The 24,265-nt window shown below is 34.1% G+C and carries 20 protein-coding genes; 8 read left to right on the top strand and 12 right to left on the bottom strand.

Annotated elements, in window-relative coordinates:
* Window positions 1-263: 263 nt before the first annotated feature.
* A complete protein-coding gene (locus tag BUC29_RS06525; RefSeq protein ID WP_073414931.1) occupies window positions 264-1,871 on the top strand; it encodes a class I SAM-dependent methyltransferase in 1,608 nt (535 codons plus the stop codon).
* A gap of 82 nt (window positions 1,872-1,953) precedes the next feature.
* On the opposite strand, the gene BUC29_RS06520 is transcribed toward BUC29_RS06525, so the two are convergent.
* The 3 genes from BUC29_RS06520 to BUC29_RS06510 all read right to left on the bottom strand — a co-directional run bounded on the left by BUC29_RS06520 (window position 1,954) and on the right by BUC29_RS06510 (window position 10,076).
* Window positions 1,954-3,378, bottom strand: coding sequence for a SusD/RagB family nutrient-binding outer membrane lipoprotein (locus BUC29_RS06520; protein ID WP_073414514.1), 1,425 nt, complete (start codon window positions 3,376-3,378; stop codon window positions 1,954-1,956).
* 12 nt (window positions 3,379-3,390) lie between these two features.
* On the bottom strand, window positions 3,391-6,570 hold the full coding sequence (locus BUC29_RS06515) for a SusC/RagA family TonB-linked outer membrane protein (RefSeq protein WP_073414512.1): 3,180 nt from the start codon (window positions 6,568-6,570) through the stop codon (window positions 3,391-3,393).
* Window positions 6,571-7,133: 563 nt separating this feature from the next.
* Window positions 7,134-10,076: an Ig-like domain-containing protein gene (locus BUC29_RS06510; RefSeq protein ID WP_073414510.1), complete on the bottom strand. Its 2,943-nt coding sequence runs from the start codon at window positions 10,074-10,076 to the stop codon at window positions 7,134-7,136.
* Between the two features lie 390 nt (window positions 10,077-10,466).
* On the opposite strand from BUC29_RS06510, the gene BUC29_RS06505 reads away from it, so the two are divergent.
* From BUC29_RS06505 to BUC29_RS06485, 5 genes are all read left to right on the top strand, one after another.
* Window positions 10,467-11,021, top strand: a complete 555-nt coding sequence (locus tag BUC29_RS06505) for a GNAT family N-acetyltransferase (RefSeq protein WP_073414508.1) — start codon at window positions 10,467-10,469, stop codon at window positions 11,019-11,021.
* A 79-nt stretch (window positions 11,022-11,100) separates the two neighbouring features.
* Entirely contained in the window at window positions 11,101-12,321 is a 1,221-nt protein-coding gene (locus BUC29_RS06500; RefSeq protein WP_073414506.1) for a DUF763 domain-containing protein, read from the top strand.
* 142 nt (window positions 12,322-12,463) lie between these two features.
* Window positions 12,464-13,468, top strand: coding sequence for an SDR family oxidoreductase (locus tag BUC29_RS06495; protein ID WP_073414503.1), 1,005 nt, complete (start codon window positions 12,464-12,466; stop codon window positions 13,466-13,468).
* A gap of 120 nt (window positions 13,469-13,588) precedes the next feature.
* Window positions 13,589-13,849 (top strand): DUF2188 domain-containing protein, encoded by a 261-nt coding sequence (locus BUC29_RS06490; RefSeq protein WP_073414501.1) that lies wholly within the window; start codon window positions 13,589-13,591, stop codon window positions 13,847-13,849.
* A 61-nt stretch (window positions 13,850-13,910) separates the two neighbouring features.
* Window positions 13,911-14,264, top strand: a complete 354-nt coding sequence (locus tag BUC29_RS06485) for a hypothetical protein (RefSeq protein ID WP_073414499.1) — start codon at window positions 13,911-13,913, stop codon at window positions 14,262-14,264.
* Window positions 14,265-14,357: 93 nt separating this feature from the next.
* Here BUC29_RS06485 and BUC29_RS06480 read toward each other — a convergent pair whose 3' ends face one another.
* Complete coding sequence (locus tag BUC29_RS06480; protein ID WP_073414497.1) at window positions 14,358-14,795, bottom strand: hypothetical protein; 438 nt, start codon at window positions 14,793-14,795, stop codon at window positions 14,358-14,360.
* 312 nt (window positions 14,796-15,107) lie between these two features.
* Window positions 15,108-15,233, bottom strand: coding sequence for a hypothetical protein (locus BUC29_RS21770; protein ID WP_262489292.1), 126 nt, complete (start codon window positions 15,231-15,233; stop codon window positions 15,108-15,110).
* Between the two features lie 240 nt (window positions 15,234-15,473).
* Between BUC29_RS21770 and BUC29_RS06475 the strand changes: the two genes are divergently transcribed.
* Window positions 15,474-15,869 (top strand): YidH family protein, encoded by a 396-nt coding sequence (locus BUC29_RS06475; RefSeq protein WP_073414495.1) that lies wholly within the window; start codon window positions 15,474-15,476, stop codon window positions 15,867-15,869.
* A 169-nt stretch (window positions 15,870-16,038) separates the two neighbouring features.
* Window positions 16,039-16,719: an SRPBCC family protein gene (locus BUC29_RS06470; RefSeq protein WP_073414493.1), complete on the top strand. Its 681-nt coding sequence runs from the start codon at window positions 16,039-16,041 to the stop codon at window positions 16,717-16,719.
* A gap of 75 nt (window positions 16,720-16,794) precedes the next feature.
* Here BUC29_RS06470 and BUC29_RS06465 read toward each other — a convergent pair whose 3' ends face one another.
* From BUC29_RS06465 to BUC29_RS06435, 7 genes are all read right to left on the bottom strand, one after another.
* Window positions 16,795-17,247, bottom strand: coding sequence for a hypothetical protein (locus tag BUC29_RS06465; RefSeq protein WP_073414491.1), 453 nt, complete (start codon window positions 17,245-17,247; stop codon window positions 16,795-16,797).
* A gap of 170 nt (window positions 17,248-17,417) precedes the next feature.
* Window positions 17,418-18,053 carry a hypothetical protein gene (locus tag BUC29_RS06460; protein ID WP_073414928.1) on the bottom strand — a complete coding sequence of 212 codons (636 nt, stop codon included), beginning with the start codon at window positions 18,051-18,053 and terminating at the stop codon, window positions 17,418-17,420.
* A gap of 188 nt (window positions 18,054-18,241) precedes the next feature.
* Window positions 18,242-18,436: a hypothetical protein gene (locus tag BUC29_RS06455; protein WP_073414489.1), complete on the bottom strand. Its 195-nt coding sequence runs from the start codon at window positions 18,434-18,436 to the stop codon at window positions 18,242-18,244.
* Window positions 18,437-18,523: 87 nt separating this feature from the next.
* Window positions 18,524-19,621 (bottom strand): PepSY-associated TM helix domain-containing protein, encoded by a 1,098-nt coding sequence (locus tag BUC29_RS06450; RefSeq protein ID WP_073414487.1) that lies wholly within the window; start codon window positions 19,619-19,621, stop codon window positions 18,524-18,526.
* A gap of 57 nt (window positions 19,622-19,678) precedes the next feature.
* A complete protein-coding gene (locus BUC29_RS06445; protein ID WP_073414485.1) occupies window positions 19,679-22,060 on the bottom strand; it encodes a TonB-dependent siderophore receptor in 2,382 nt (793 codons plus the stop codon).
* Between the two features lie 131 nt (window positions 22,061-22,191).
* Complete coding sequence (locus tag BUC29_RS06440) at window positions 22,192-23,241, bottom strand: adenylate/guanylate cyclase domain-containing protein (protein ID WP_073414483.1); 1,050 nt, start codon at window positions 23,239-23,241, stop codon at window positions 22,192-22,194.
* Between the two features lie 179 nt (window positions 23,242-23,420).
* Window positions 23,421-24,239, bottom strand: coding sequence for a DJ-1/PfpI/YhbO family deglycase/protease (locus tag BUC29_RS06435; protein ID WP_073414481.1), 819 nt, complete (start codon window positions 24,237-24,239; stop codon window positions 23,421-23,423).
* Between the last annotated feature and the right edge of the window lie 26 nt (window positions 24,240-24,265).

Below are 24,265 nucleotides of genomic sequence, written 5' to 3'. Positions count from 1 at the left end.
AATATTTGATTTAATGACACTTATCATAAAAATTCTAATGAAAAAAGTTTTCAAAAACGAAAATATTATGTCAAAATTTTTATCAAAAAAACTCAATAAACCTTTATAAACAAAGGCTTTACGTAATTTAATTTTATAAAAAAAAACGTCTGAACCTTTTTTTAACTGAATTAAATTTTAACACTTAAATATTTAAGATTGAAAAATGGATGTTTTTATTGTTAAAAAAAGTATTATTTTTAATAGACATTCATTCTTTACTTATGACAGATAAATCACAACTTCGCAGTTCCATTTTTAGACACCTTGACGGCTTAGCTGCTGCTCCGGTGGCAATTGCCTTAAAAAACCATGATGTTTTAGAATTTATCCTAAACAAAAAGAAAGTACAGCTTACAGAACTTGTAACTGTTTTTAAAGCAAACGAAGGTTACCTGAATGTGGGTTTGAGGGTTTTGGCTTCGCAGGGATTTTTAGATTATGAAGTTGATAATGTTTTGCAGGAAATTACAATTTCAGTAAATCAAAATACAGAAACCGCATTTTCGATGTTTCATCTTTATGAGGACGTTGTCGATTTACTCCAGTTTTCAATGCAGTTTCATGCGCGTCTTTTTGAAGATGCACCTTTTGAAAAACTAAATAGTATTATTGAAAAATATAAGAACAGATACGGAATTGTACCGTCTAATGATAATCTGACTAATGCTATTGAGGAGCAGATTTTAAAACATATCGAAGGCTATTTGATTGGTCCTACTATTGTGCGTCTGGCCATGAACGGCATGTTTCATAAATATTTTATGGAAACTTCTTTCAGACCCGAAGAGTTTCATAAATCTCCTGAAAATTTCAAAAAAATACTTGATTTCTTTGTACATCTTGGATGGTTTCTGGAAAAAAATGGTAATTACCAATTTACCGAAACGGGCTTATTTTTTGCAAAAAGAGCTACGGCTTACGGCGTTACAGTTTCATATCTTCCCACATTTGCTAAAATTGAAGAATTAATTTTTGGCAATCCTAATATTTTAAGGATGATTGGCGATGGTGAAAACGAAATTCATGTCGATCGCGAAATGAATGTTTGGGGAAGCGGCGGCGCACATGATACTTATTTTAAAGTTGTTGACGAAATTATTATCAAACTTTTTAATCTGCCAATTGAAGAACAGCCAAAAGGAATTTTGGATATGGGCTGCGGAAACGGTGCTTTCCTGCAGCATATTTTTGAAGTAATCGACAGGCAGACTTTGCGCGGAAAAATGCTTGATGAATATCCGCTGTTTTTGGTTGGAGCCGATTATAACCAGACCGCGCTGAAGGTAACCAGAGCTAATTTAATAAAGGCCGATATTTGGGCAAAAGTAATTTGGGGCGACATTGGACGTCCGGATTTGCTTTCTAAAGATTTAAAAGAAAATTATAATATCGATCTAAAAGATCTTCTTAACGTAAGAACCTTTTTAGATCACAACAGGATTTGGGAAGACCCAAAACACATTGATAAAAACCGAATTAGTAAATCTACAGGTGCATTTGCGTATAGAGGAAAAAGAATCAGCAATAATCTGGTAGAAGACAGCTTACTGGAACATTTACAAAAATGGTCGCCTTATGTTCGCAAGTTTGGTTTGCTTTTGATAGAACTGCATACCATAAATCCTAAACTTGCCGCTGGAAATTTAGGAAAAACACCCGCAGCGGCTTATGATGCCACTCATGGTTTTTCTGACCAGTATATTGTCGAAATAGATGTTTTTAATAGTGTTGCTGCAGAAGCTGGATTATTTTCGGATAAATCTATTTTTAAAAGATTCCCTGATGCTGATATTGCTACTGTCAGCATTAATTTGCTGAAGGGAAACTAAATCAGATTATTTTATAAAAAAACCTCCAAGATCAAATGATTTTGGAGGTTTTTACTTTGATAACTCTTGTAAAGAATCTTATTTATTTTGCATCAAACCAAAGTTTTGTAGTCAGCAGATCTTTTCCCTGAGCAGCAATTGCAGCCTTGTAACTAACTCCGTTTAATGATTGTTCTGTTCCCGGATAAAAGAAACGAGAAGGAATCTGTCCGTCTAAAACTGTTGCAGGACCAGCTGTTAATACCGGATAATCAAGTCTTCTCCACTCTGTAAAAGCATCAAGACCTTGTCCGTAAAATGCAATCCATTTTTGTGTACCAATTGATTTTGCATAATTTGACGCATCGTATTTCACGCTTGCCTGATTTAGGTAAGTAGAAATTGTTGCAGCATTTGTAATTCCAAATTGATTAAATGAAGCCGTAATTGCATCATTATAAAGTTGTTCTGCATTTCCTGAAATATAACCGCGGGCAACAGCTTCTGCAAGATTAAATAATGTTTCAGAATAAGAAGCAATTACTGCAGGCGAAGATGAAGTTAAGAAATAAGTTCCCGGTTTTGATGTTTTGGCAAATCCCTGGCTGTTGGCATCACTGTTTGATAATCCGTTTGCTCCTCCAACATATTTTCCTACCGTTGCATCTGATGGCAATTGTGCGTATATAGGCAGACGCGGATCTGCTAAATCTGTTAATTTGTCAACCAGAGTTTTAGATATACGGAAATCATCACGAGTTTCAAACCAGGCAGAAGCCGGGTTTTGCTGAGGCGAACTTGTATAAGTAAATTTAAAAGTATCATTATTACTGCTCAATACACCTGCTGCATCGCTTGTTGCATCGATGGCAGCTTGTTTAGCCAAAGCCGGTTCTTTATCAGAAATTCTCAATGCGATACGAAGACGAAGTGAATTTACGAGTTTCTTCCATTTTGTAATATCTCCTTTGTAAACTAAATCTCCTGTTACCGATCCGTTTGTTGTTCCCAATAAAGACTGAGCTTGTTTCAAATCTTCTAATAATCCTGTATATACTTCTTTTTGAGTATTGTAAGCAGGAGTTACTTTTTGACCTGCTTCTTTATAAGGAATACTTCCGTAAGCATCTGTCAGCAATAAAAAGGTCCACGAACGCAGTGTAAGCGCAATTCCTTTGTAATTTGTATTGGCCTGATCTGCAGGGAAATTTATAATAGTATTCAAATCCGTAATTAAAGTTGCATATCCGGTATTCCACAAAGATGTGAAAGATGTGTTTGATACATCATATCTGTCCGGTTCCGTATACTGAATTTTAGCCCAATGCTGAACAAACAGCAAAGATGAGTTAAAATTATTATCTGAACCCCAGTATAAATCGGCACCTTGTTTTAATGATCCTGTTAAAAGATAAGGAGCCAAAGGTGTTTCGGTTGCATTTGGATTTTTATTAATTTCATCCAGCGTGTCACTGCATGAAGTCATCGTCAATGCAAACAGTGTTATATAGGTTAATTTTTTTAGCATGATTCCGTTTTTTTAAAATTTAAGATTTAAATTAAGGCTGAAATTTCTCGTTGTTGGCAGAGCTAAACTCTCCAATCCTTGCGCATTTCCGGTATTAAAAGCTGTTTCAGGGTCAATATTTGGGACATCTTTGTAAATAAAGAATAAGTTACGGCCTGCAGCGGTAATACTTGCTCCGTCAAACCCAATTTTTCTGGCAAATTTCTTGTCAAAATTATAAGTAAGTTTTACTTCTCTTAATTTTACAAAAGTTGAGCTGTAAATATAAGCTTCACTGATATTGTATGATGCTTTATAATATTCCTGTGCACTGATTACCTGAGTATTTGGAGTTCCGTCAGCATACACTCCTTTAAAAATCATTCCATCATCATATACTGTTGCTCCGTTTGGAGCAGTTCCGCTTGGTAATAACGTTTTTGTAGAACCATTTATGTAATAGTTTAAACCACCGTTTGCAGCATCACGTCCCGGTAGAGTCTGAGCTAAAACTCCTGTATAGTTGCCAGTTCTGTTCGTTCCTGAGAAAAGTTCCCCTCCTACGCTTGCGTCAACAAGAACAGATAGTTCCAGATTTTTATAAGTTAATGTATTAGTAACACCAGCCAAATAATCAGGTGTATAATGTCCTAATACTTTCTTCTGCGGATCTGCTTTTGGAAGTCCGTTTGCACCAACTACAATATTTCCGTTTGCATCACGCAGATAAGCTGTACCATAAAGTGCACCATAAGCCTGCCCTACAGATGCCAAAACATCTACACCTCCAGAAGAACCAATTGTATAGTTTTGAATTTGTTTGTCGTAATCCAAAATCTTCACTTCACTTATATTTCTAGAATAATTTACACCAACATTCCATTTGAAATTTTCAGTTTGGATAGGATTTCCATCCAATTGAACCTCTATACCATGGTTATTGATTTTACCAGCATTGATTAATTGCGAATTATAACCGCTTGAAGCTGTTGTTTTAATTTCCAAAATTTGGTCAAAACTGTTTGTGTTATAATACGCTACGTCAAAATGCAGTCTGTTTTTCCAGAAAGAAGCTTCTAAACCTACCTCTGTAGAACGTGTTGTTTCCGGTTTAAGGTTCTCATTAAGTTTCTTTTGAGAAGAAGTCTGAATCGGGTTTCCGTCAAATGCAGTCTGGAAATTATAAACTGTAGACAATTGATACGGATCTGCATCATTACCAACTTCAGACCATCCGCCACGAACTTTTAAGAAATCAAGCGTATTGCTTTTTAAGTTCAAAGCTTCAGATAATATCAAACTTCCATTAACAGAAGGATAAAAATAAGAACGGTTACTGCTTGGTAATGTTGATGACCAGTCGTTACGAGCCGTTAAGTTTAAGTATGCATAATTTTTATATCCCAATTGTGCCGAAGCATATGCACTATATACTCTCAATCTTGAATAAATATTTGATGAAGTCAGCGGATCACGAGAATTCGTTAACGTATACAAATCCGGTACTGCTAAACGCGGTGCTTTTTGATAGTTATTTGCATCGCTGTGGTTACGAATATTGAAACCTCCAAGAGCATCTAAACTAAAGTCATCGTTTAATTTTTTAGTATAAGTAAAAATACCTTCTGTGTTTTGTTCGCTCACCGTATAAGCATCTTCAGCATACGATCCGTAAGGCGTTCCGTTTGTACCATACTTAATTTTGTATTTTCTGCGATCATTGTAATAATCAATTCCTGTGCGGAATCTAAAATTAAGATCTTCGGTAATTTTTGCATCTAAGTGAATATCTCCAATGATACGGTTACGCTGCTGGCTTGTTGTATTGTAATAAGCGTTCCAATACGGGTTGCTGTAGTAGCTGTTGTTCCAGTTAACGTTTCTATTGTCTTTCAGCTGATTGATATCAACCTGACGTCCAAACCAAAGAAACTGAAGCATTACACCCGCAGCACGGTTACCAGACGGACCACCAGGAAGAGCCGGAGCATTCGTAGTGATGTAGTTTCCGGTTACACCAACTTTTATACTTTTATTAATTTGATAATTAGAGTTAATGCTGAAGTTTGTTTTGTTTACTTCACTGTTAGGCACTGTTCCTAATTGTTTTTGGTTATTTACCCCTAAACGAAAATCTGATTTATCATCTGATTTTGCTACAGACACACTATTATCATAGGTTAGTCCTGTATTAAAAAAGTCTTTTACGTTATCTGGATGCGCTACAAAAGGTACAGCTTCTCCATTTGAATAAAATTGAGGAATAAGGCGCCCGTCCATTTTAGGTCCCCAGCTTTCATCAACACCATCGTTAATTCCGCCTCCTTTTCCATCCACAAAACTGAATTTTCCGTTAGAACCCTGTCCAAATGTATTTTGAAAACGTGGTAAAGTAGTCACCTGAGAAAGGGTTATACCTGTGCTAAAGCTAATTCCAAGACCTTTCTGGCTTTTTCCGGATTTTGTCGTAATAAGTACAACACCATGCGCAGCACGCGATCCGTAAAGTGCTGCCGCGTTTGGACCTTTTAGTACCGTTAATGATTCAATATCCTGTGGATTTAAATCGGCAATTGCATTTTTGAAATCTCGTGTAGCACCGCCAACGCTTCCTAATTGTGAGTTATCTACCGGAACTCCGTCAACCACAAATAAGGGCTGGTTGTTTCCTGCAATAGAAGTTTCTCCACGAATAATAATACGGGATGATCCCATATCTCCTTGCGAATTGGTAATACGAACACCCGCTAATTTACCAGTTAAGTTATTTAAAAAGTTAGTTTCTTTTGTATCAACTAATTCTTTATTTTTAAGTGACTGCGTTGTATATCCAAGTGATTTTTTTTCTTTTGAAATACCAAGTGCCGTTACTACAACCTCTGATAATTGATTTTGTTCCTGAGTAAGACTTATTACAACTGCGTTTTCATTAACTACTGTTTCTGCTTTTTTATATCCAAGAAAACTTACTACCAGTGTATAAGGAAATTTTTGTCCTGTCTGGAAAAAAAACTTCCCGTCAAAGTCTGTTAAAACTCCGTGCGTAGTGCCTTTAATATTTACAGAAGCACCAATAATCGGCTCCTTTGTAACAGCATCTATTACGGTTCCTTCAAGTTTTGATTGGATTAACGGCTTCGTTTCTTGTGCCTTAATCCCTATGGAAATCAACAAAATACATAAGCATGTATATATATTTAACTTTTTTTTCATTACTTTGTTTTAGTTTAATAAATAAGGGATGCCGAAAACGGATTTACTCCATTCTCGCTTCCTTATAGAGATGTACAATTTCTTTAAGCTTCGCCATTTCTGCTGCAACAGAAATGGTTTTTTTATCTGCAACACATTCGTTTTTTCATTTTTTTCTTTTTTTGGATTACTATTGTTTTAATTGGCCTGTATAATATTTTAACTCAAAGTTTTACGTTTTTTAATTCTGAAAATTGTTGCGAATTTGAGGGAGAAATATTTGCGAACGCAGTAATTACCTTATATTCTACTAATTTGATAGAACAAAGGTAAATTAAAATTATTAACTCAAAAATTTTAATTAAACTTTTTGCAAAAAAAATGTTAAGCAAATTAATTCTAAAAATTTAAAACATTATAAATAAGATAGTTAACCTAAAACAATATTTTTTGTTTGGTGTAAGATTTTTTCTAAAAGAATAAACGTTATTAAGTCATGTTACACAGGATTATGATTTTATACCATAAAAAAAACAACCCGAAGGTTGTTTCATTTATAAAATATTTAAATTCTCTTTAACCGATTATTTCACAATCAATTTTTTAGAAACATTAAAAGCATTAGAATTAATTGTAACTACATAAATTCCGGCTGATAAATGATGATTGATTTTTGAAGAAGCATTGATTTTGTTTACCAAAACTTTTCTTCCGTTAATATCTGTAACTGTTACTGTTGCAGCATCGCCGGCTTCTAATTCTGGTAAAACAATATTAAATTCATTGTTAATTGAAGGATTCGGATAAATATTAACAACAGAATTCTCAACCGTAACTTCAGCAGTATTCACTTTTTTTGATGCCGAAGTAGACTGAAACTGCCATTGTGCGCTTTCCCAATTGTTTTGACCTCCATTGTATTGAGCAGAACCATTTAAATTCTCGATATGAATCATCGCTCCTGTCTGCCATCTGTTTTTAATTCTTACATACGTTCCGTCAACATTTTCGCTTGACCATTGTGCGCTCCACCAGCTGGACTGACCTGCTGTACATTGCACTGCACCAGTTAAGTTTTCAATATGCATTACATCTCCTGTCCCTACATTTTTTAACATATAGTAAGTACCATCAATCGCAACTTTTTCCCATTTGTAATTATTATTTGCTACAGTTGGGCCATATCCTACATTATTACCGGCATCATATAAATAATTTCCAGTCCATTTGTTTTTAATTGTAAAGTAATTTCCAGTTGCGGCATTAACGGTAATCACTGCCGTACTAGTTTTATTTCCGTCTACGGTAGTTACTGTAATGGTTACTGTACCGGCAGAAACTGCTGTAACCAAACCAGATGCATTAACTGTTGCTACTCCAGTGTTGTTTGAAGAATAATTAACCGATTTATTGGTAGCGTTTGATGGTAAAACTGTCGCTGTTAACTGTTGCGTTCCACCTACGGATAATGTTGCTGTTGAAGGGCTAAGACTTACACTTGTTACCGCAACGTTTGATGTATTGACTGTTATTGCAGATGAGGCCGTTTTGTTACCATCCTGAGTCGTTACCGTAATTGTTGCCGATCCTGAAGCAACTGCTGTTACTAAACCTGAGCCGTTTACCGTTGCTACTCCCGTATTATTTGAACTATACGTTACATTTTTGTTTGTAGCATTAGCCGGAGAAACGGTTGGTGTTAACTGCTGAGTAGAACCAACGCTCAAAGTTACCGCAGCTGGCGAAACTGAAACGCCCGTAACCGGAACATTTGTAGTAGAGCAGTTCGAACTTTGTGTCCATGAAAATGTGCCAATCGCACTGGTTTCTTCATTAGTTGCTGCATTTCCGCCTCGGTTAGAATAATTCATATTACAATAGGTTCCATTTCCTGCAGGTGAACCAGCAATAAGAACAAAATAACCTCTTCCCCAGTTTCTGTTTAATACATTATTGTTTGGATATTCTTTACCTGTACCGTTAACGGTTATATCTTTAAAGGAAAGATTGTAAATACCGTCTCCGGATCTTTTGCTTATAGAAATCGCATCATTTCTTGAATCTATAATATCGATGCTGTAAAGCTGAACATTTTTTACCTGACTTACGGCATTTGTAGCACTAAAAATATCAATTGCCGCTACCGGATTATTATATGTATCATTAAAAGTTCCGCAGGCTGTTATTGTAATATCATGAATTTCGTGCATTCCGTCATTGTTAAATGGTGCACCCGGGAAATTATTACTAACTCTGATTCCAGCTTCCAGATTGTCTTTAATAATTAGATTATAACCTTTGTTATTTTTTCCGCCGTAAATAGCAAGACCGCAGGCACGCCAGCAGTTTTCTGATGTATTGTATCTAAAAGTATTATTGATACATTCCAGCCCGTCTGCAGACCAAATTGCCTGATCGTCGTCTCCGTTATTTCTAAAATTACAATGTTCTACAATCGAATTTGCGGTTCCTTTACAAAGGTTAATTCCATCGGCATAATTGTTTCTGAAACGACAATGCGATAGTGTAAATCCGTCTGCAATTGCAGGTCCTCCTACGTTGTATTGAGCAATCCAGGCACCGCACTCAAAATGTTCTGCCCAAATATTTTTTACCGTAGAGCCGCTTGTAAAAACTCCATTTATCGCTTTATACGAATTACTTCTCGAAGCCGAATTTGTGGTTAAATAAAGATCGCTGAATGAAATATTACTGGCATTGGCACGCAATCCTCCGTTTAAACTGCTGGTGTTGGTAAAATTAATCTGTGTGTACCACATTCCTGCACCAATTAATGAAGTATTTGCCGACCCAAAATACAATTCACGGTTAACGTTATAAACGCCGCTTGGAACAAATATTTTTTTACCGCCGTTTGCATCAATAAAAGTCTGAAGATCACTTCCGTTTCCGGAATAAGTTACAGATCCTGACGGAGCCGTAACCGCAGTTGGAACAGGTTCCATTTCAGCAAAATCCACATGAATATTACCCGATTCTCTTACCAGTTTTAAGGTACCGTTTACACCAATTTTTGAAGGAAGTTTGTAGCGAACTTCATCAAATCGCATTCTTGGATTTTGATTTGTAATTCCGTTATTGTTCGGATTTCCGTTACTCCACAAATATTCCCAAGACCATGTAGAAGTCAAAGTAAGCGTTGTAAGCTTCGTATTTCCGTTGTAAACCCCAATAGTTCCTGACTGTCCATCCGGAACACTGTAGCGAATTACAAGTCCGTCTGCAGCTTCTGTAAGCGTCCATTGAACAGTCGCATTTGTGGCAGACATATTCACACACTGCTGATCTGAAGCTTCAGACTGAAGATCAGCCTGACTATATGATTTTGGAGTAACTGAAGCCCCGTTCGACAATTGCCCTAAATTGGCTTCGTATCTTTTGTACGGCGCGTCATAATAACCACGCTGAGCATAAGAATTTGAAGTTACGAGAACGAAAAAAAACCATAGTATAATATGGCAGTATTTGTCTCTTTTAAAAAAAATAGCATGTAATTTGTTTCTCATAAGTTTTGGTTTTTTAAATAGTTAGTGCCTCAAAATAAGGTCATAACGAAACTATACTTTTAAAAGAAATTAAGGAAAAAGTGGACAAAAAATCAAGATTCATACAACGATTTCGTTATGATAAAAATCTAATAATCAAAAACTTACAATTTTAAAGAAAATAAAAAATCAAGAATGAGTATAGATGAAAATTTGATAATTTAAGACTCTGTAAATGAGAATATAAAAAAAATAAAGGCTTTTTTTAATCATATTCACTTTCTGTAATTTAAATAATGAATTATTTTATATACAGAAAATGGGAAAATATATTTAAAAACTTATTCTTCTCAATTTTGTAAATTCGATCAATTGACATACTTTCATTTCTTCTAAAAAGAAAATTAAATCATGAAACCTTTACATATAAAAACTCCGAAACTTATTATCCGACATCTTGTATTATCAGACTTATCAGATTTTATTATTTATCGTTCGAATCCTGAAGTCACAAAATATCAAGGCTTTGACGTTATGACAATCGATCAGGCAGAAGATTTTATAAAAGAGAATTCCGGCAAATATTTTGGAAATCCCGGCGAATGGGTTCAATATGCAATTGAAAATATCGAAACTGGAAAACTTATCGGCGATTGCGCTATTAAACTTGACCAATATGATTCCAGAATTGCAGAAGCCGGCATCACAATTTCGCATCTCGAACAAAAAAAGGGTTATGCCAAAGAAGTGCTATTGGGTATTTTAAATTTTTTATTTGATGAAATAAAAGTTCACCGCGTGGTAGAAATTGTTGATGCAGAAAATACTGCTTCAATTAATTTATTAAAAAGCATTGGTTTTAGAGAAGAAGGGCATTTTATCGAAAACATTTTTTTTAAAGGAAAATGGGGAAGCGAATTTCAATTTGCAATGCTCAAAAGAGAATGGGACGATAAAAACTCTTAAAAACATAACTCTTTAATGATTTGAATTGCAAATTATTACTAAGCGATTTTTTCGTAATTTTGTAAAAATTCAAAATCCCATGAAACGTTCCGGTACAGCTGACCTCCCATTACATTATGGACAAGTTCCACTATGGCTTTCTGAACGCATGGCCAAACTTGGTTTTGCAATTGTAGAAACAATTGCCATGGAATTTTCTACTTCAGAAGTAATCAGTAAACTTAGTAATCCGTTTTGGTTTCAGAGTTTTGGAGCCGTTATGGGAATGGACTGGCATTCATCCGGTATTACAACTTCTGTACTTGGTGCTTTAAAAAAATCGGTAAATCCACATTCAAAAGAACTCGGAATTTATATTTGCGGCGGTAAAGGAAAACATTCACTTTCAACTCCGCAGGAACTTTTATTTGTGGGAGAAAAAACAGGACTTGACGGCAGTAACCTTGCCAATTGCAGTAAACTTACAGCGAAGGTAGACAATACGGCTATTCAGGACGGATTTCAGTTGTATCAGCATAATTTTATTGTTGATAATAAAGGACAGTGGGCTGTTATTCAACAAGGAATGAATCCTGATTCTAAAACGGCAAGAAGATATCATTGGCATTCGCAGGATTTAAAATCTTTTATAAACGAACCGCATACTTTTATTTATGGTGAAAATCAGGGAAATATTTTAAATCTTACAGCTCAGGCTGCTTCAAGATCAAGAGAAGGTATTTTAGAATTAACCAAAGAATCTCCTGCAAAAATCATGAAAGAAATGCAGTATCTCTCTATGCCTTCACATCATGATGTGAGAATGGAAGATGTCAATATGAAAAGACTTGGTGCAATGCTTTGGACAACTCACGAAAATAAACCTGAGGATTTTGAAGAATTACTCCTTTTAAAAGGAATGGGACCAAGAGCTTTGCAATCATTAGCATTGGTTAGCGAAGTTATTTACGGCACTCCTACCCGATTTGAAGATCCTGCCCGTTTTTCTTTTGCCCATGGCGGAAAAGACGGACATCCGTTTCCGGTTCCTGTAAAAATCTTTGATGAAACTATTACCACACTGCAAAGAGCTATTGATCGTGCAAAAATTGGAAATAGTGATAAAATAGATGCTATTAAAAAACTTTCTGAAATCTCCAGAAAAGCCGAAGAAAATTTTACTCCTAATTCTAATTTTGATGCACTTATTCAGAGAGAGCGGGATAACTCTTATAAATACGGAGGAAAAACTGTTTTTGGCGATGCCAAACCTCCAAAAAATAAACCTTCAAATCCAAGTAACCAACTGGAGTTGTTTTAAAATCCAGAATTCACATTTTATCTTACATTTCTGAAACATAATAGCTTAATTCTATAAAAAGAAGGTTTGAGGCTTTTCTATATTTGGCTGATTATCAATATTGATATATCTCAAAAATTTTTAGAACTCAAAATCTATTATTATGGAAGTTAAAAACACAATATCGCGCCGCTCTGCCTTAACGGGTATGGGAGCCGTACTTGCAGCCGCAGCATTTAACCCCATTCTTGCAAACGGCTTTGAAAATGCTGAAACACAATCAGCAAACGGATCAGAAGATCCTACAACAAAATACCCGCGTCCGCCATTTAAAGAACAATCACAGCCCTGGCCGGGACTTGTAAGTAAAATGGATCCCCGCCCGGATCATGGTGAAAAAAGTTATAAAGGCAGCGGACGGTTAAAAGGACGCAGAGCTTTAATAACCGGAGGCGATTCCGGAATGGGAAGAGCCGCAGCAATTGCCTATGCCAGAGAAGGCGCCGATGTAGCAATAAATTATTACCCTACTGAAGAAGAAGATGCCAGAGAAGTAATTCAGCTTATAAAAGCCGAAGGACGCAAAGCTGTGGCTATTCCGGGAGATTTACGTAATGAATCGTTTTGTGTTTCGTTGGTAGAACAAGCCGCAAAAGCTCTTGGCGGTTTAGATATTATTGTGAATAATGCGGCAAGACAACAGACTCATGCCTCTATATTAGATATTTCTACAGAGGAATTTGACTGGACGATGAAAACTAATATTTATGCACCTTTCTGGATTATTAAAGCCGCACTTCCCTATCTTAAATCTGGTTCTTCTATAATAGGAACGAGTTCTGTTCAGGCGTATGCTCCTACAGAAGATTTGTATGATTATGCACAAACAAAAGCGGCTACAACAAACTATATTAAATCGCTTGCAAAACAGCTTGGCCCAAAAGGAATTAGAGTAAATGGTGTTGCGCCGGGACCAATCTGGACCCCGCTTCAGGTAAGCGGTGGAGCAACAATGGAAAAGTTAAAAGAGTTTGGTTCGCAGACTCCTATGGGAAGACCGGGACAGCCTGTCGAACTTGCTTCTATTTATGTTCAGCTTGCTGCCAATGATGCAAGTTATGCCACAGGTCAAATCTATGGAGCCAGCGGCGGCGAAGGCAATCCGTAATCTACAGTAAATCATTGCAATAATATAATAATCATCACACATCGTATAACATGATTTTTTATTATGATCGTAATTTTGAAATAGAACCGTGGGATAATATCTCACTAAAAACAAATAGTTATGCCTTGGTACAACGGAGATTATCCTCCATCTTATAAAAATCAGCCGTTAGAGTTACGGGAAAAAGCAGTCGAAATTGCAAATGCCCTGCTTCAGGACGGTGCTGAAGAAGGAATTGCAATAGCCACTGGGCTTAAGCAGGCACGTGAACTTTTAAAAAATCATAAAAGTGAAAAGAATGTAGAAGAAGAAATGATAGAAAATATGAAAGGTAAAAGTATTGAAGAAGCTACAGATCCTTCAAAACTCTCTGATCTTTAGATTATTTACTCTCGAAATTTCTACAAATTTAAAATCAAACAATAATTAAAAACTAATAATTATGGCAAGAGATAATTATGATAACTATGATCAGGAAGATCATGCTTATTACGCAGCAGACGATTCCATACATTCTGAAACTATGGAACAAAAAGATCCGGCTATTAACCAGCATCAGGACAATTCAAACAGACACAGCTACTCATCAGATCATTTTGAAAGAAGCAGCGATAACGATTCGGATGAGAATGATACATCTGATCCTTACTTTCAAAAAAATGCACCAATTGCGCAGGATCTTGACGATGAACTGAAAGGCAAAGAGAGTGACAGCGATGATGAGTTTGATAACGATGCCAACAGAAGAACTCTCGATGAGACAAAACCGGATGAAGATGAGGATGATGATTATTAAATCTTGTCTTCTAAAACATTAAAAAAAAGCTTCAAAAAGAATCATGATTCTTTTTGAAGCTTTTTAATTCTAATTCAATTGAAAAAACCGGAATTAATCCGCCGCATATTTATTATTCCAATACAGCATTAATAAAAGTGTTACAATGATACACGATGCTGTTCCTTCAAAAAACAGAGAAAGACAATAAGAAGTTACAGATGGCTCACCGCCAAACATAAAAGCTGTTGATAATGATTTTACATAGTGGTTTCCGCCTCTGGCATAACTATAAATAAGCAATGCAATTATACTGATTACAACAGCGGTAAATGATGTCAGCATTGACGAAATTGCATTGGTAACAAAACCATTTTTTCCTTCTGCAAGATTCATTTGCAAACTTCTGTTAACACCATAAAAAATGAATAGTACGTTTAAAAGTCTAAGATAAAAGAGTTTCGAAAGGCCTAAAAGTTCCATTAAAAGGAAGAATAAAGCAATCCCCACAAATATTAAAAAGCCGTTAATTATTTCTTTTGGTAATTTCATAACTATCATTTTAATTATACAAAATATTAATAAAGAACATGTTACAACAAAGTAACTAAAGAAAAAATCATAACTATTTTAGAATTAGCCCTTATAGTTATAAGATATCCATTAAAACAAAAAAAGCGGAATAATAATCCGCTTTTTTAATTTCCGCTATTTGTAGATTCGCTTCCGGTACTGCCGGCACCTCCGCTATTATCATTTCCGGGATTTTTGTATGATCCATCATCTTCAAAATCCCTTTCATCTCCCCAATCTCCTGTATTTGGCTTTTGAGCCGGGTCATTATTATGAGTAATTCCGTATTCTTTATCTTCTTCGGGGATTTCTATCCTGCGAAAAAAGTCTTGGATCTACTGTGGGAGTCCAGATTTTATGTTCATTGTGGTTGTTTTCATCCTGAAAACGATCACTGTGTTTCTCTCTTATATCCATCGTAAATTGTTTTATGTGAATTATTTTTTTTCTAACGCTAAAGTTGATAAAAACACGCCACTTAAAATTATAAGATTTACATAGTTTTTTACAGTTTTACTAGTTTACAAATAGTACTAAAAAATTGAAAACTAAATAGATATTGTATAAAATCGCAAAAAGATTCTATAAAAAAATATAGGATGCGATAATTAAATTTATGCAAAATTTGAACATTTCTAAATATAAAATTATAACCTCATGGAGAACAACAAAAAAATGATCAACGAGCAAATGTCAAATGAACGAACATTTTTATCCTGGATTCGCACCGGAATAGGAATTATGGTTTTCGGATTTGTAATCGTTAAATTTTCATTGTTCGTAAATCAGCTTCCGGCTGCTTTTTTTAAGGATTCAAATATTCCTAAAAATGGTTTTACAATAATTATTGGTATTGCACTGGTTTTAACAGGAGCGCTTACTATTGTTTTGTCTTATTTAAAATACAAACAAACTCATAAACTGCTTCAAAAAGGTGAATATCTCTATTCAACTTTATTATTGACTGTCCTTACAGTTGTAATTTTTTTAATGAGTATCATTATAATTACCTACTTAGCGATTGCCGCGTATCCATTTAACTTTTCTATATAAATAGCACATAACAATCTGTGAATTATATAATTACCTAAACAAATTACTATAATATTTTGATTTTCAATAGCTGTAATTTTATTATTAAATTTAAATAACAGCAATTCGATTCTTAAAATTCAGAAAACATATTCTAAAGATTATTTAATAACATTTAAAAACATTTATTATGAATACAGCAACTGCCAGCATATCTCCAAAATCAAAATCATTTTTGAAAAAGAATGTATCTGCATTAGAAAGAATTTTAATGATTACCAGCGGAGCATATTTAGTATATGATGCATTATCGCATGAAAACAAAAATATAACAAAAGCCAGTGCGGGAAGTGCAATGCTTTTAAGGGGAATTTCAGGCTATTGTCCGGTATACGACGCAGCAGAACATTTGATGAATGACAAAGCTTCTAATGTAAATATTAGAATTAACAGCGTAATTAATAAACCTGTAAGTGAAGTGTATGCTTTTTGGAGAAACCTCGAAAACCTGCCTAAATTTATGAACCATCTTGATTCTGTAAAAACGATTACGCCAAGTATTTCTGAATGGACGGCTAAAGGTCCTGCCGGGATTGGAAAATTAAGCTGGAAAGCCGAAATTATAAAAGATGAAAAGGATAAATTATTGAGCTGGAATTCTCTAAACGATGCCTCGATTAAAAATGCAGGAAAAATTATTTTTAAACCAAAAGGCAATGCAACAGAATTAGACGTTACGATTTCGTACCACGCTCCATTGGGAGTCGCAGGCGAAAGTGCCGCAAAACTCTTAAATCCTTATTTTGAAAAATTAGTTAAAGATGATATCTCAAATTTGAAATATTACCTCGAATCTATTGATAAGGCATAATTTTTTTTTGTTTAAAATAAAAAAACTCCAAAGTCATTTTGATTTTGGAGTTTTTTTATCATTTATTTTTAAATATTACATTTCGTTCAATTCGTTGAATTCGTGTAATGATTTTAATGTATTTTCATAGAATAAAATCGCAGCGATAAGATTACCTTTATCAGAGTAAGGCATCATTTTTCTTTGAAATTCTACTGTAGTGTCTAAGAAAGTAGATGTACCAATTGCCTGGTTGTCTAATATTTTTTTGTGGTCTCCATCGTCTGGAATACCTAAATCTGCCATTGTAACTCCCGGTTTAGTAACCAAGGCGATGTAAGGAAGAGTTTTCACTAAAACTTTAATACGCTCAATATATAATTCCAAAAGTTCACCTTTTTGCATACCACTTAATTCTTTTTGATCATGGTATTTACGGATTAGAGCTGTAGTACTGATAATACTTCTTGGAGCATTCTTAGCCTGAGCTGAAGCAGCTGCAGTTACCAGGAAGAAAAGGATACTTAGTAGGGTAATTTTGCTTTTCATTTCTTAGAATATAATTAGTTGTTGGTTAAGGCAAAAATATGTAAATTAACTTGATTTGCAACTTTATTGTTTTCTTTTTTTTAGAAAAATTTAACAATTCACATTATTAATATAATTCGTGTAAGTAAAAATTTACAATCGGAATTTAAAAAATATAAAAGTTGATTTTTTTAAGATTTAATTATTCTAAAACGTCCGGGATATTTTATCCAGATACTTTTTCTGTTTCCGTAATAATCCATAAAATCTTCGCATACAAAAACAGCATGCGCCGTAGACCAGGCCACAACACCACAAAATTCGCTTCCGGATTCGCGTTTTAGTTTTTGAACTTGCTTTCCTTCTTTGAAACCTAAATATTTGTAAATAGTTGGTGTGTACACTTCACCGTCTTCTAAATCTTCAAGTGCTTTATCAAAACTGGCGTCCTTATCAATAATCTGTTTGTATTTTGCCATTACGGCGTAAGTTAGAATAGCATAATCTGTAATTCTTTCGCTATCTGGATTATCTTTTATATAAACAAAATCTGCAGATATTTTTGCTTTGTTTATTTCTTCATTTTTAATATTGAATGAAGCATTATTTTTAAGTGTTATTTTACTTTCGTTATCGTTTACTTTTTCAATTTCAAAAAGATTATCTAATCCGTAAACATTTAAAGAAGCTTTAATAAAGGCAATCGATGAGCAATTGGTGCGTTCTCCCTGCTTAAAACTTTCGAATATTTTATCTGAACTTAATTGTGAGTAAGAATTTGAACAGACAAACATTAATAATAAAAAGATTGAAGTAACAGATTTCATTGTCATTAATTTTTGGAAACTTAAGATTTTACAAATCTATAAAAATCAACTCATAATTTTTCACTTTTTAAATTTTATCCTAAGAATTTAGTCTATTAAGGCTGAATGATTTTTAAAAAAAATTGATTTTGTAATGAAAAATCATCATAAAAAAACGCCTCAATATTATTTTGAGGCGTTTCGGTGTTTTATTTCTTTTCTTCGTTATTCAACTTATCGTCAAATTCAGGTTCTTCACCTTTAAATTTATGAGTGTCAACATCATAATTTTCATCATTTGTTAAAACATCATCGTGATCTTTATATTGATGTTTTCTCGTATCGGTTCTGTTATCTGAGCCACTATTGTGAGTGACATTCGGATTTTGATTATTAGCAGCCATAACTTTGAATTTTAAATTTTAATAAAATTACTTAATTACAGGTCGTTAGGCTTATATAATCCTTTTTAAAAGTTATAAAATAAAAATCTACACTTTTAACTTTTTCGATTTCGATTTTTTTCCTTTTTTCCACCAGATAATAAATCCTGTTACAGGAAGCGATGCCCCAATCAAACTTACCAGACTCCAGATTATTTTTCCAGCCAGACCAAAGAAAACTCCGGTATGCAGATCGTGATTACTGGCTTCATAAATATCTGCGGCGTTATTGTCTTTGTAAAGTTTGGTTCGCAGCATTTGTCCTGTTTTTCCGTCAAAGAAAATAGTATTTTGATTTCTGGCCCATTTATTTGGATATGTCATTCGTAATCGCAATTCTCCGGTTTTTCGAATAGAAAATGAAACCGAAGTCGCGCCCGGATATTTCGAATTGGCATTTTCATAAATGGTATTGTATCGAACAGGAATTGTCGTAGAATCTATTTTTTCTTTAAGCAAAACTTCATCGCCTTTTCTCAATTTTGTTCCCGTTACTAAACCAACCGATTTTTTTACAGCATCGTATTTAAAATAAGTTCCGGAAAATGCAATTAAAAGCAAAATAAGAGAAGCGTAAAATCCTAAAACCTGATGCAGATCGTAATTAACTCTTTTAAAAGATCCGCTCCATTTTATTTTCAGAGATTGTTTTATTAAACGCTTTTGATTGGGAAACCATAATACAAGTCCGGTAATCAGCATAATAATAAAAATTACAACCGACCAGCCCTGAATAAATTCGCCAAAATCTCCTAATAATAGAGTTCGATGTATTTCGAGAACAATATTTAACCAATCAGCATTTTGTTTATTGATTAAGCTGCCGTCGTAAGGATTAAAGTAATACGTTTTTTTCTTTTTGGCCGCGATTTCAACAGCTGCATTAGGTTGTTCTCTATTTATTTTTAAGGCAGTAATTTTTTGTTTGGGCTCCAGACGCTCGTAATTCTCAATTATAGTTTTTAAACCAATAAAAGGTTTTTGCTGAATAGGAACATGCAGATATTCCTTGTTTGTAAAATCACGGATTTCTTCTTCAAAAACATACAAAAATCCGGTTATGCTTATTATAAAAACAATGAGGCCCGATGCTAAACCGAGCCATAAATGTATTTGTCTTATAGTGTTTTTAAAACCTTTGGTCATAATTTGTAATAAGTGCCAAATGTAGATAATATCGTTTAAAATGATGAACTTAAAATCTTAGAATTTAAAAGTAATATTTCCCGTTATTCTCGTCGGATTTTGAGCCGCTAAACGGTAAGACCAGTATTTTTCGTTTGTTAAATTATCTACTTTTAAGCCTAATCTGTATTTTGGTCTGTCATAAAAAACAGAAGCATCTAAAACAGTATATTCAGGGATTTGGAATTTAAAAGCTGCTGTATTCGTTTGATAATACTGACTTCCGTAAATTCCTCCAACACCAAATCCAAGACCAGATGCTGCACCATTGGTTAATCTGTAACTTGCCCAAAGATTGGCAGTTGTTGGTGAACCTGCAGTTGTAGGACGCAATCCGTTTGTGGCAGGGCTTGCTTTTGTTAATCTACTGTCATTATAGGTATAACCCGCTACAATGTTTAAACCTTTAATTGGATTTGCAATAAGCTCAGCTTCAAAACCTTTGCTTAATTGTGTACCATCCTGAATCTGAAAATTAGCGTGATCCGGATCTTCACGCGTAATGTTTGTTACTTTAATATCATAATAACTTAAAGTTGCACTAATTTTATTAAAGTCAAATTTAACTCCTCCTTCTAACTGATTTGCCTGATTTGGTTTAAAAGTATCTCCGTTAAAATCTGAACCTCCAACATTATTAAATCCGTTCATGTAATTTGCAAACACAGAAACTTTCTCTTTGACAACTTGAAAAACTGATCCAAATCTTGGAGAAAATGCTGTTTGATTATAATCGCCTGTCGTAGTATTTGTACTTGGATAATAGGCTCCTTTATTGAAATAACGATCTGCCCTAAGACCTCCCATTACAATCCATCTATCTGTAATATTTAATACATCAGACACATATGCACTGTATGTTCTTTCGTTATTAGATACATAGTTTGTGTACGTTTCCGTTGCAAATAATGGTTTTATTTTCTCAAGAGTAAAATTATTATAAGCATCTCCCGGTGTTCTAAAATTGATCGCAGGCATGTTTACAGATGCATCGTTACGAGTTGCACGAAGGCTGTAGAAATCAAAACCCGCCACTACTCTGTTACGTAGATTACCAATTTTGAAATCTCCATTAAAATTTTGCTGAATGTCGGTTCCGTAATAAGGATAATCCTGATTGGTAACCTGCTGTCTTAAAGTTTCATTACTCAAAGCTGTTAATTGTACCGTATATCCTTCTGAAGATGATCTTGTACGTGAAATAACAGTTTGTGATGTCCATTCATCTGAAATTTTATATTTTAACTGAGCAAAAATATTGTATTGCTGACTTGTGTAATTAACCGTATTATTGGCAAAAGACAATTTGTATGGAATCCCCATTTCTTCAATACTATGTGCCGCAGCATCTGCTTTTGTATAAGGCGCTAATCTTGTTGGCGAAGTTCCTTTTGCAGTACTAAACTCAGCATCGATAAGTAAAGTCAGTCTTTCGTTTACCTGGTAAGAGAAACTTGGAGCGATGAAAAAGCTTTTGTTAAATCCTGCATCCTGAAAACTTCTTTCGCTGTGCAAGGCAGTATTAATTCTAAAAAGTGCTGTTTTTTCGTCATTCAACGGCGTGTTAATATCAGCCGTAAAACGATTTAAATCCCAGTCGCCGGCAGAATAAGAAACTTCACCTTTAAAGAAATCAAAAGGCTTTTTGGTTACTCTGTTAAACAATCCGCCAAAAGAAGAAATCGTACTTCCAAATAAAGTTGCCGATGGTCCTTTGATAACTTCAATGCGCTCTAAGTTTGAAGGATCGATTGTAGTATATGTAAAACTTCCAACACCGTTTCTCACCAATTGAGGCGTAGCAAATCCTCTGGAAATATTGGTTGTTCTTCCCTGATTTCTAACCTCTGCAATACCTGCACCCGGAACGTTTTTAAAAGCACTGTTATAATCAGTAATAACCTGCTCTTTCATAAGTTCTTTACTTACAATAGTGTAAACCTGAGGATTTTCCATGTTTTTAAGTTTCATTTTCGAAACTTCTTCACTTTCTTTTCTTGCAAATCGGTTTCCTCCGGAACTTACAATTACTTCTTCTAATTTTTGAGAAGTATAAAGAAGCTCAAAATCAAGAATAGCATTCGGATTATTTTGATCGACTAAAACTGAAGCCGGAGTAGAATCGTAACCGTTTAATTTTATTTCTACTAAATATGTTCCGAAAGGGATATTTTTTAATTGATAAGCACCTTCAGAATCAGTTGTTGTAATTTTATTTAATTCTGAAATTTTTACGGTTGCCCCTTGTAAAGAATTTCCGTCTTTCAAAATAGCGCGACCCGAAATTGTTCCTAAAATTGACTGAGAAAAAGCTGTTTCTGAGCAAAAAAAGATAGTCAGAAAAACCATAAACACTTGAGGTAAAACATTGTTTTTAAGTGTTTTAAAAATTATTTTCATATTGAATTTGTAATTTATTCTTATTTAGACTGATTACAAATATATTAAACAGGATATAACTTCAAAGTCCAGAATTAAAATTTTCTTAAAAAAAAATAAGAATTAATATTGGAGTTTTTGATAATTGATACTCACAACTCAAAATTAAAATCAACAGTAAAAAGCTGCATTGGTTTTGCTTTTCCTCTTAAAGATATTTCTCCCTGCTGAGTATATTTTATGGAGTTATTTTCAAGCAATTCATTTTTCATAGTTTCGGAAATGACAAAATCATGATTCAGTTCGTTGCATTTACATTGAATTCTGGAAGCGGTATTTAAAAGGTCGCCATGATATACAATTTCTTTTTTAACCTTTCCTACCCACGTTGTTACTGCAGTGCCAATATGCATTCCTGCTTTAAACTTTGGCACTGTATTATATTTTTTTAAATAATACTCCTGTTTATTTTTTATACTTTGTTTTAAAAGATAAAAACAAAATAAACAGCGATTTTCTTTTATTCCTTTTGCAGATTTCCAGGTCAGGATAATTTCATCTCCGGCATATTGATAAACTTCGGCACGAGAAGCAAGAATGGCATCGGTAAAATCATTAAATAAATCCTGAAGCAAACTGCTGTATAAAATGTCTCCCAATTTTTCTGCGAGTGTTGTAGAAGATTTTACATCAACAAACATAAAAATTCGTTCTTCTTGTATTGGCCGATGGTATTTTCCTGTAAAATATTTATAAAAGAAATTTGAGCTAAGTAAACTGCTGATTTCTAAAAAAAGAAGTAAAAAAACAGAAGCCCAAATAGAAAATAAAAAATCGTCTAAAATTCTTTCTGAAATATATGAATGGAAAGCTTCCTGATAAGAAAGATGTTCTGAAATCCTGATAAAAGCAACCGCAAAAAGAAGTAGAAAAACAAGAACACCAATACTGTAAATAAGTGTTTTTAAAATCAAGGTTTTTACAAAAGAATATTGATTTAAAAAGACAAAAGACTTTTCGAATATTATGATTATAAAGCCAATAAAAATCCCGATAACGGTACCTAGAAGCATTTTAAAATATTCCAAATCGGTTCCGGCATCAATAACTGCAGTGTACAACAAACCTAAAATTCCGCCAGCAATAACGGCCCTAAAAATCATGTTGTATTTTCTATAAAAAGACAGCTTAGGTAATTCCATAAAGTGCAGATTCTTTTAAATATATTCATCATAAAAATAAATAATTTTAAAACATAAATCCCTGTCTATTAAAATAGTATTCCCCGAACGTCATACAACATTCAGGGAATTTATTATTACTTTTTTAAATTGATATTGCTATTGAGATTTGATATTGATATTGATATTGCAATAGTAAATTACTTTTTAATCAGCCAGCTTTCAACCGCTCTCGAAAAATCGGCAACATCAATTGGGTGTCGGCTCGTGATTATATTTCCGTCAGTAACTACACTTTGTTCCAAAATAGTACCTCCGGCATTTTTCAAATCTACCTGAATATTCCAGTAACCTGTCAGCTTTCTTCCCTTTAAAATATCAGCCGAAGCTAACACAACCGGAGCGTGACAAATAGCCGCAATTAGTTTTCCTTCTTTATTAAAGTCCTGAATAAATTTAATTACATCTTTATCATTACGAAGATTATCAGGATTCCATGCACCACCCGGAATAAATACAGCGTCATAGTCACTTACTTTGATTTGATCGGCAGTTCGGTCAAATTTTATCCATCCCACCGGCTGTAAATACTGTATTGCCATAACATGCGTATTTGACATTTCAGGATACACTAAACCGTATCTTTCGGGCGCAGGATTAAATTTTGGGGCAACAATATCAACTTGTGCTCCTAATTCTTTAAAATACCATACTGGCCCGGTTAATTCAATTTCTTCAAAACCATCGGCCACTATTACGGCGATTTTTTTTCCTTTTAATGCTGATTTGTCTTTTACGGGAGTAAAAAAGAAGTCTCTTAAACCTTCATTTCCAGGTGCGTTTAACAATTTTGTCACCGGCATATTTACAACGGCAGACTGAGTTGATAATTTGTTTGCGATTTCTAGTTCATTACTTGTTTTCATTTCTTTTGTTTTTACAGTTACTTGTCCTTCTACATTTATTACCGCAAGTACCGTTACGATACCTGCAGCAATCATTTTGCTGATTGTTTTCATGTTTTCTGAGATTTTAAAAATTAATA

Source organism: Flavobacterium defluvii (assembly GCF_900129555.1).
GTDB classification, from domain to species: domain Bacteria; phylum Bacteroidota; class Bacteroidia; order Flavobacteriales; family Flavobacteriaceae; genus Flavobacterium; species Flavobacterium defluvii.
This window is presented reverse-complemented; position numbering and strand designations above follow the sequence as displayed.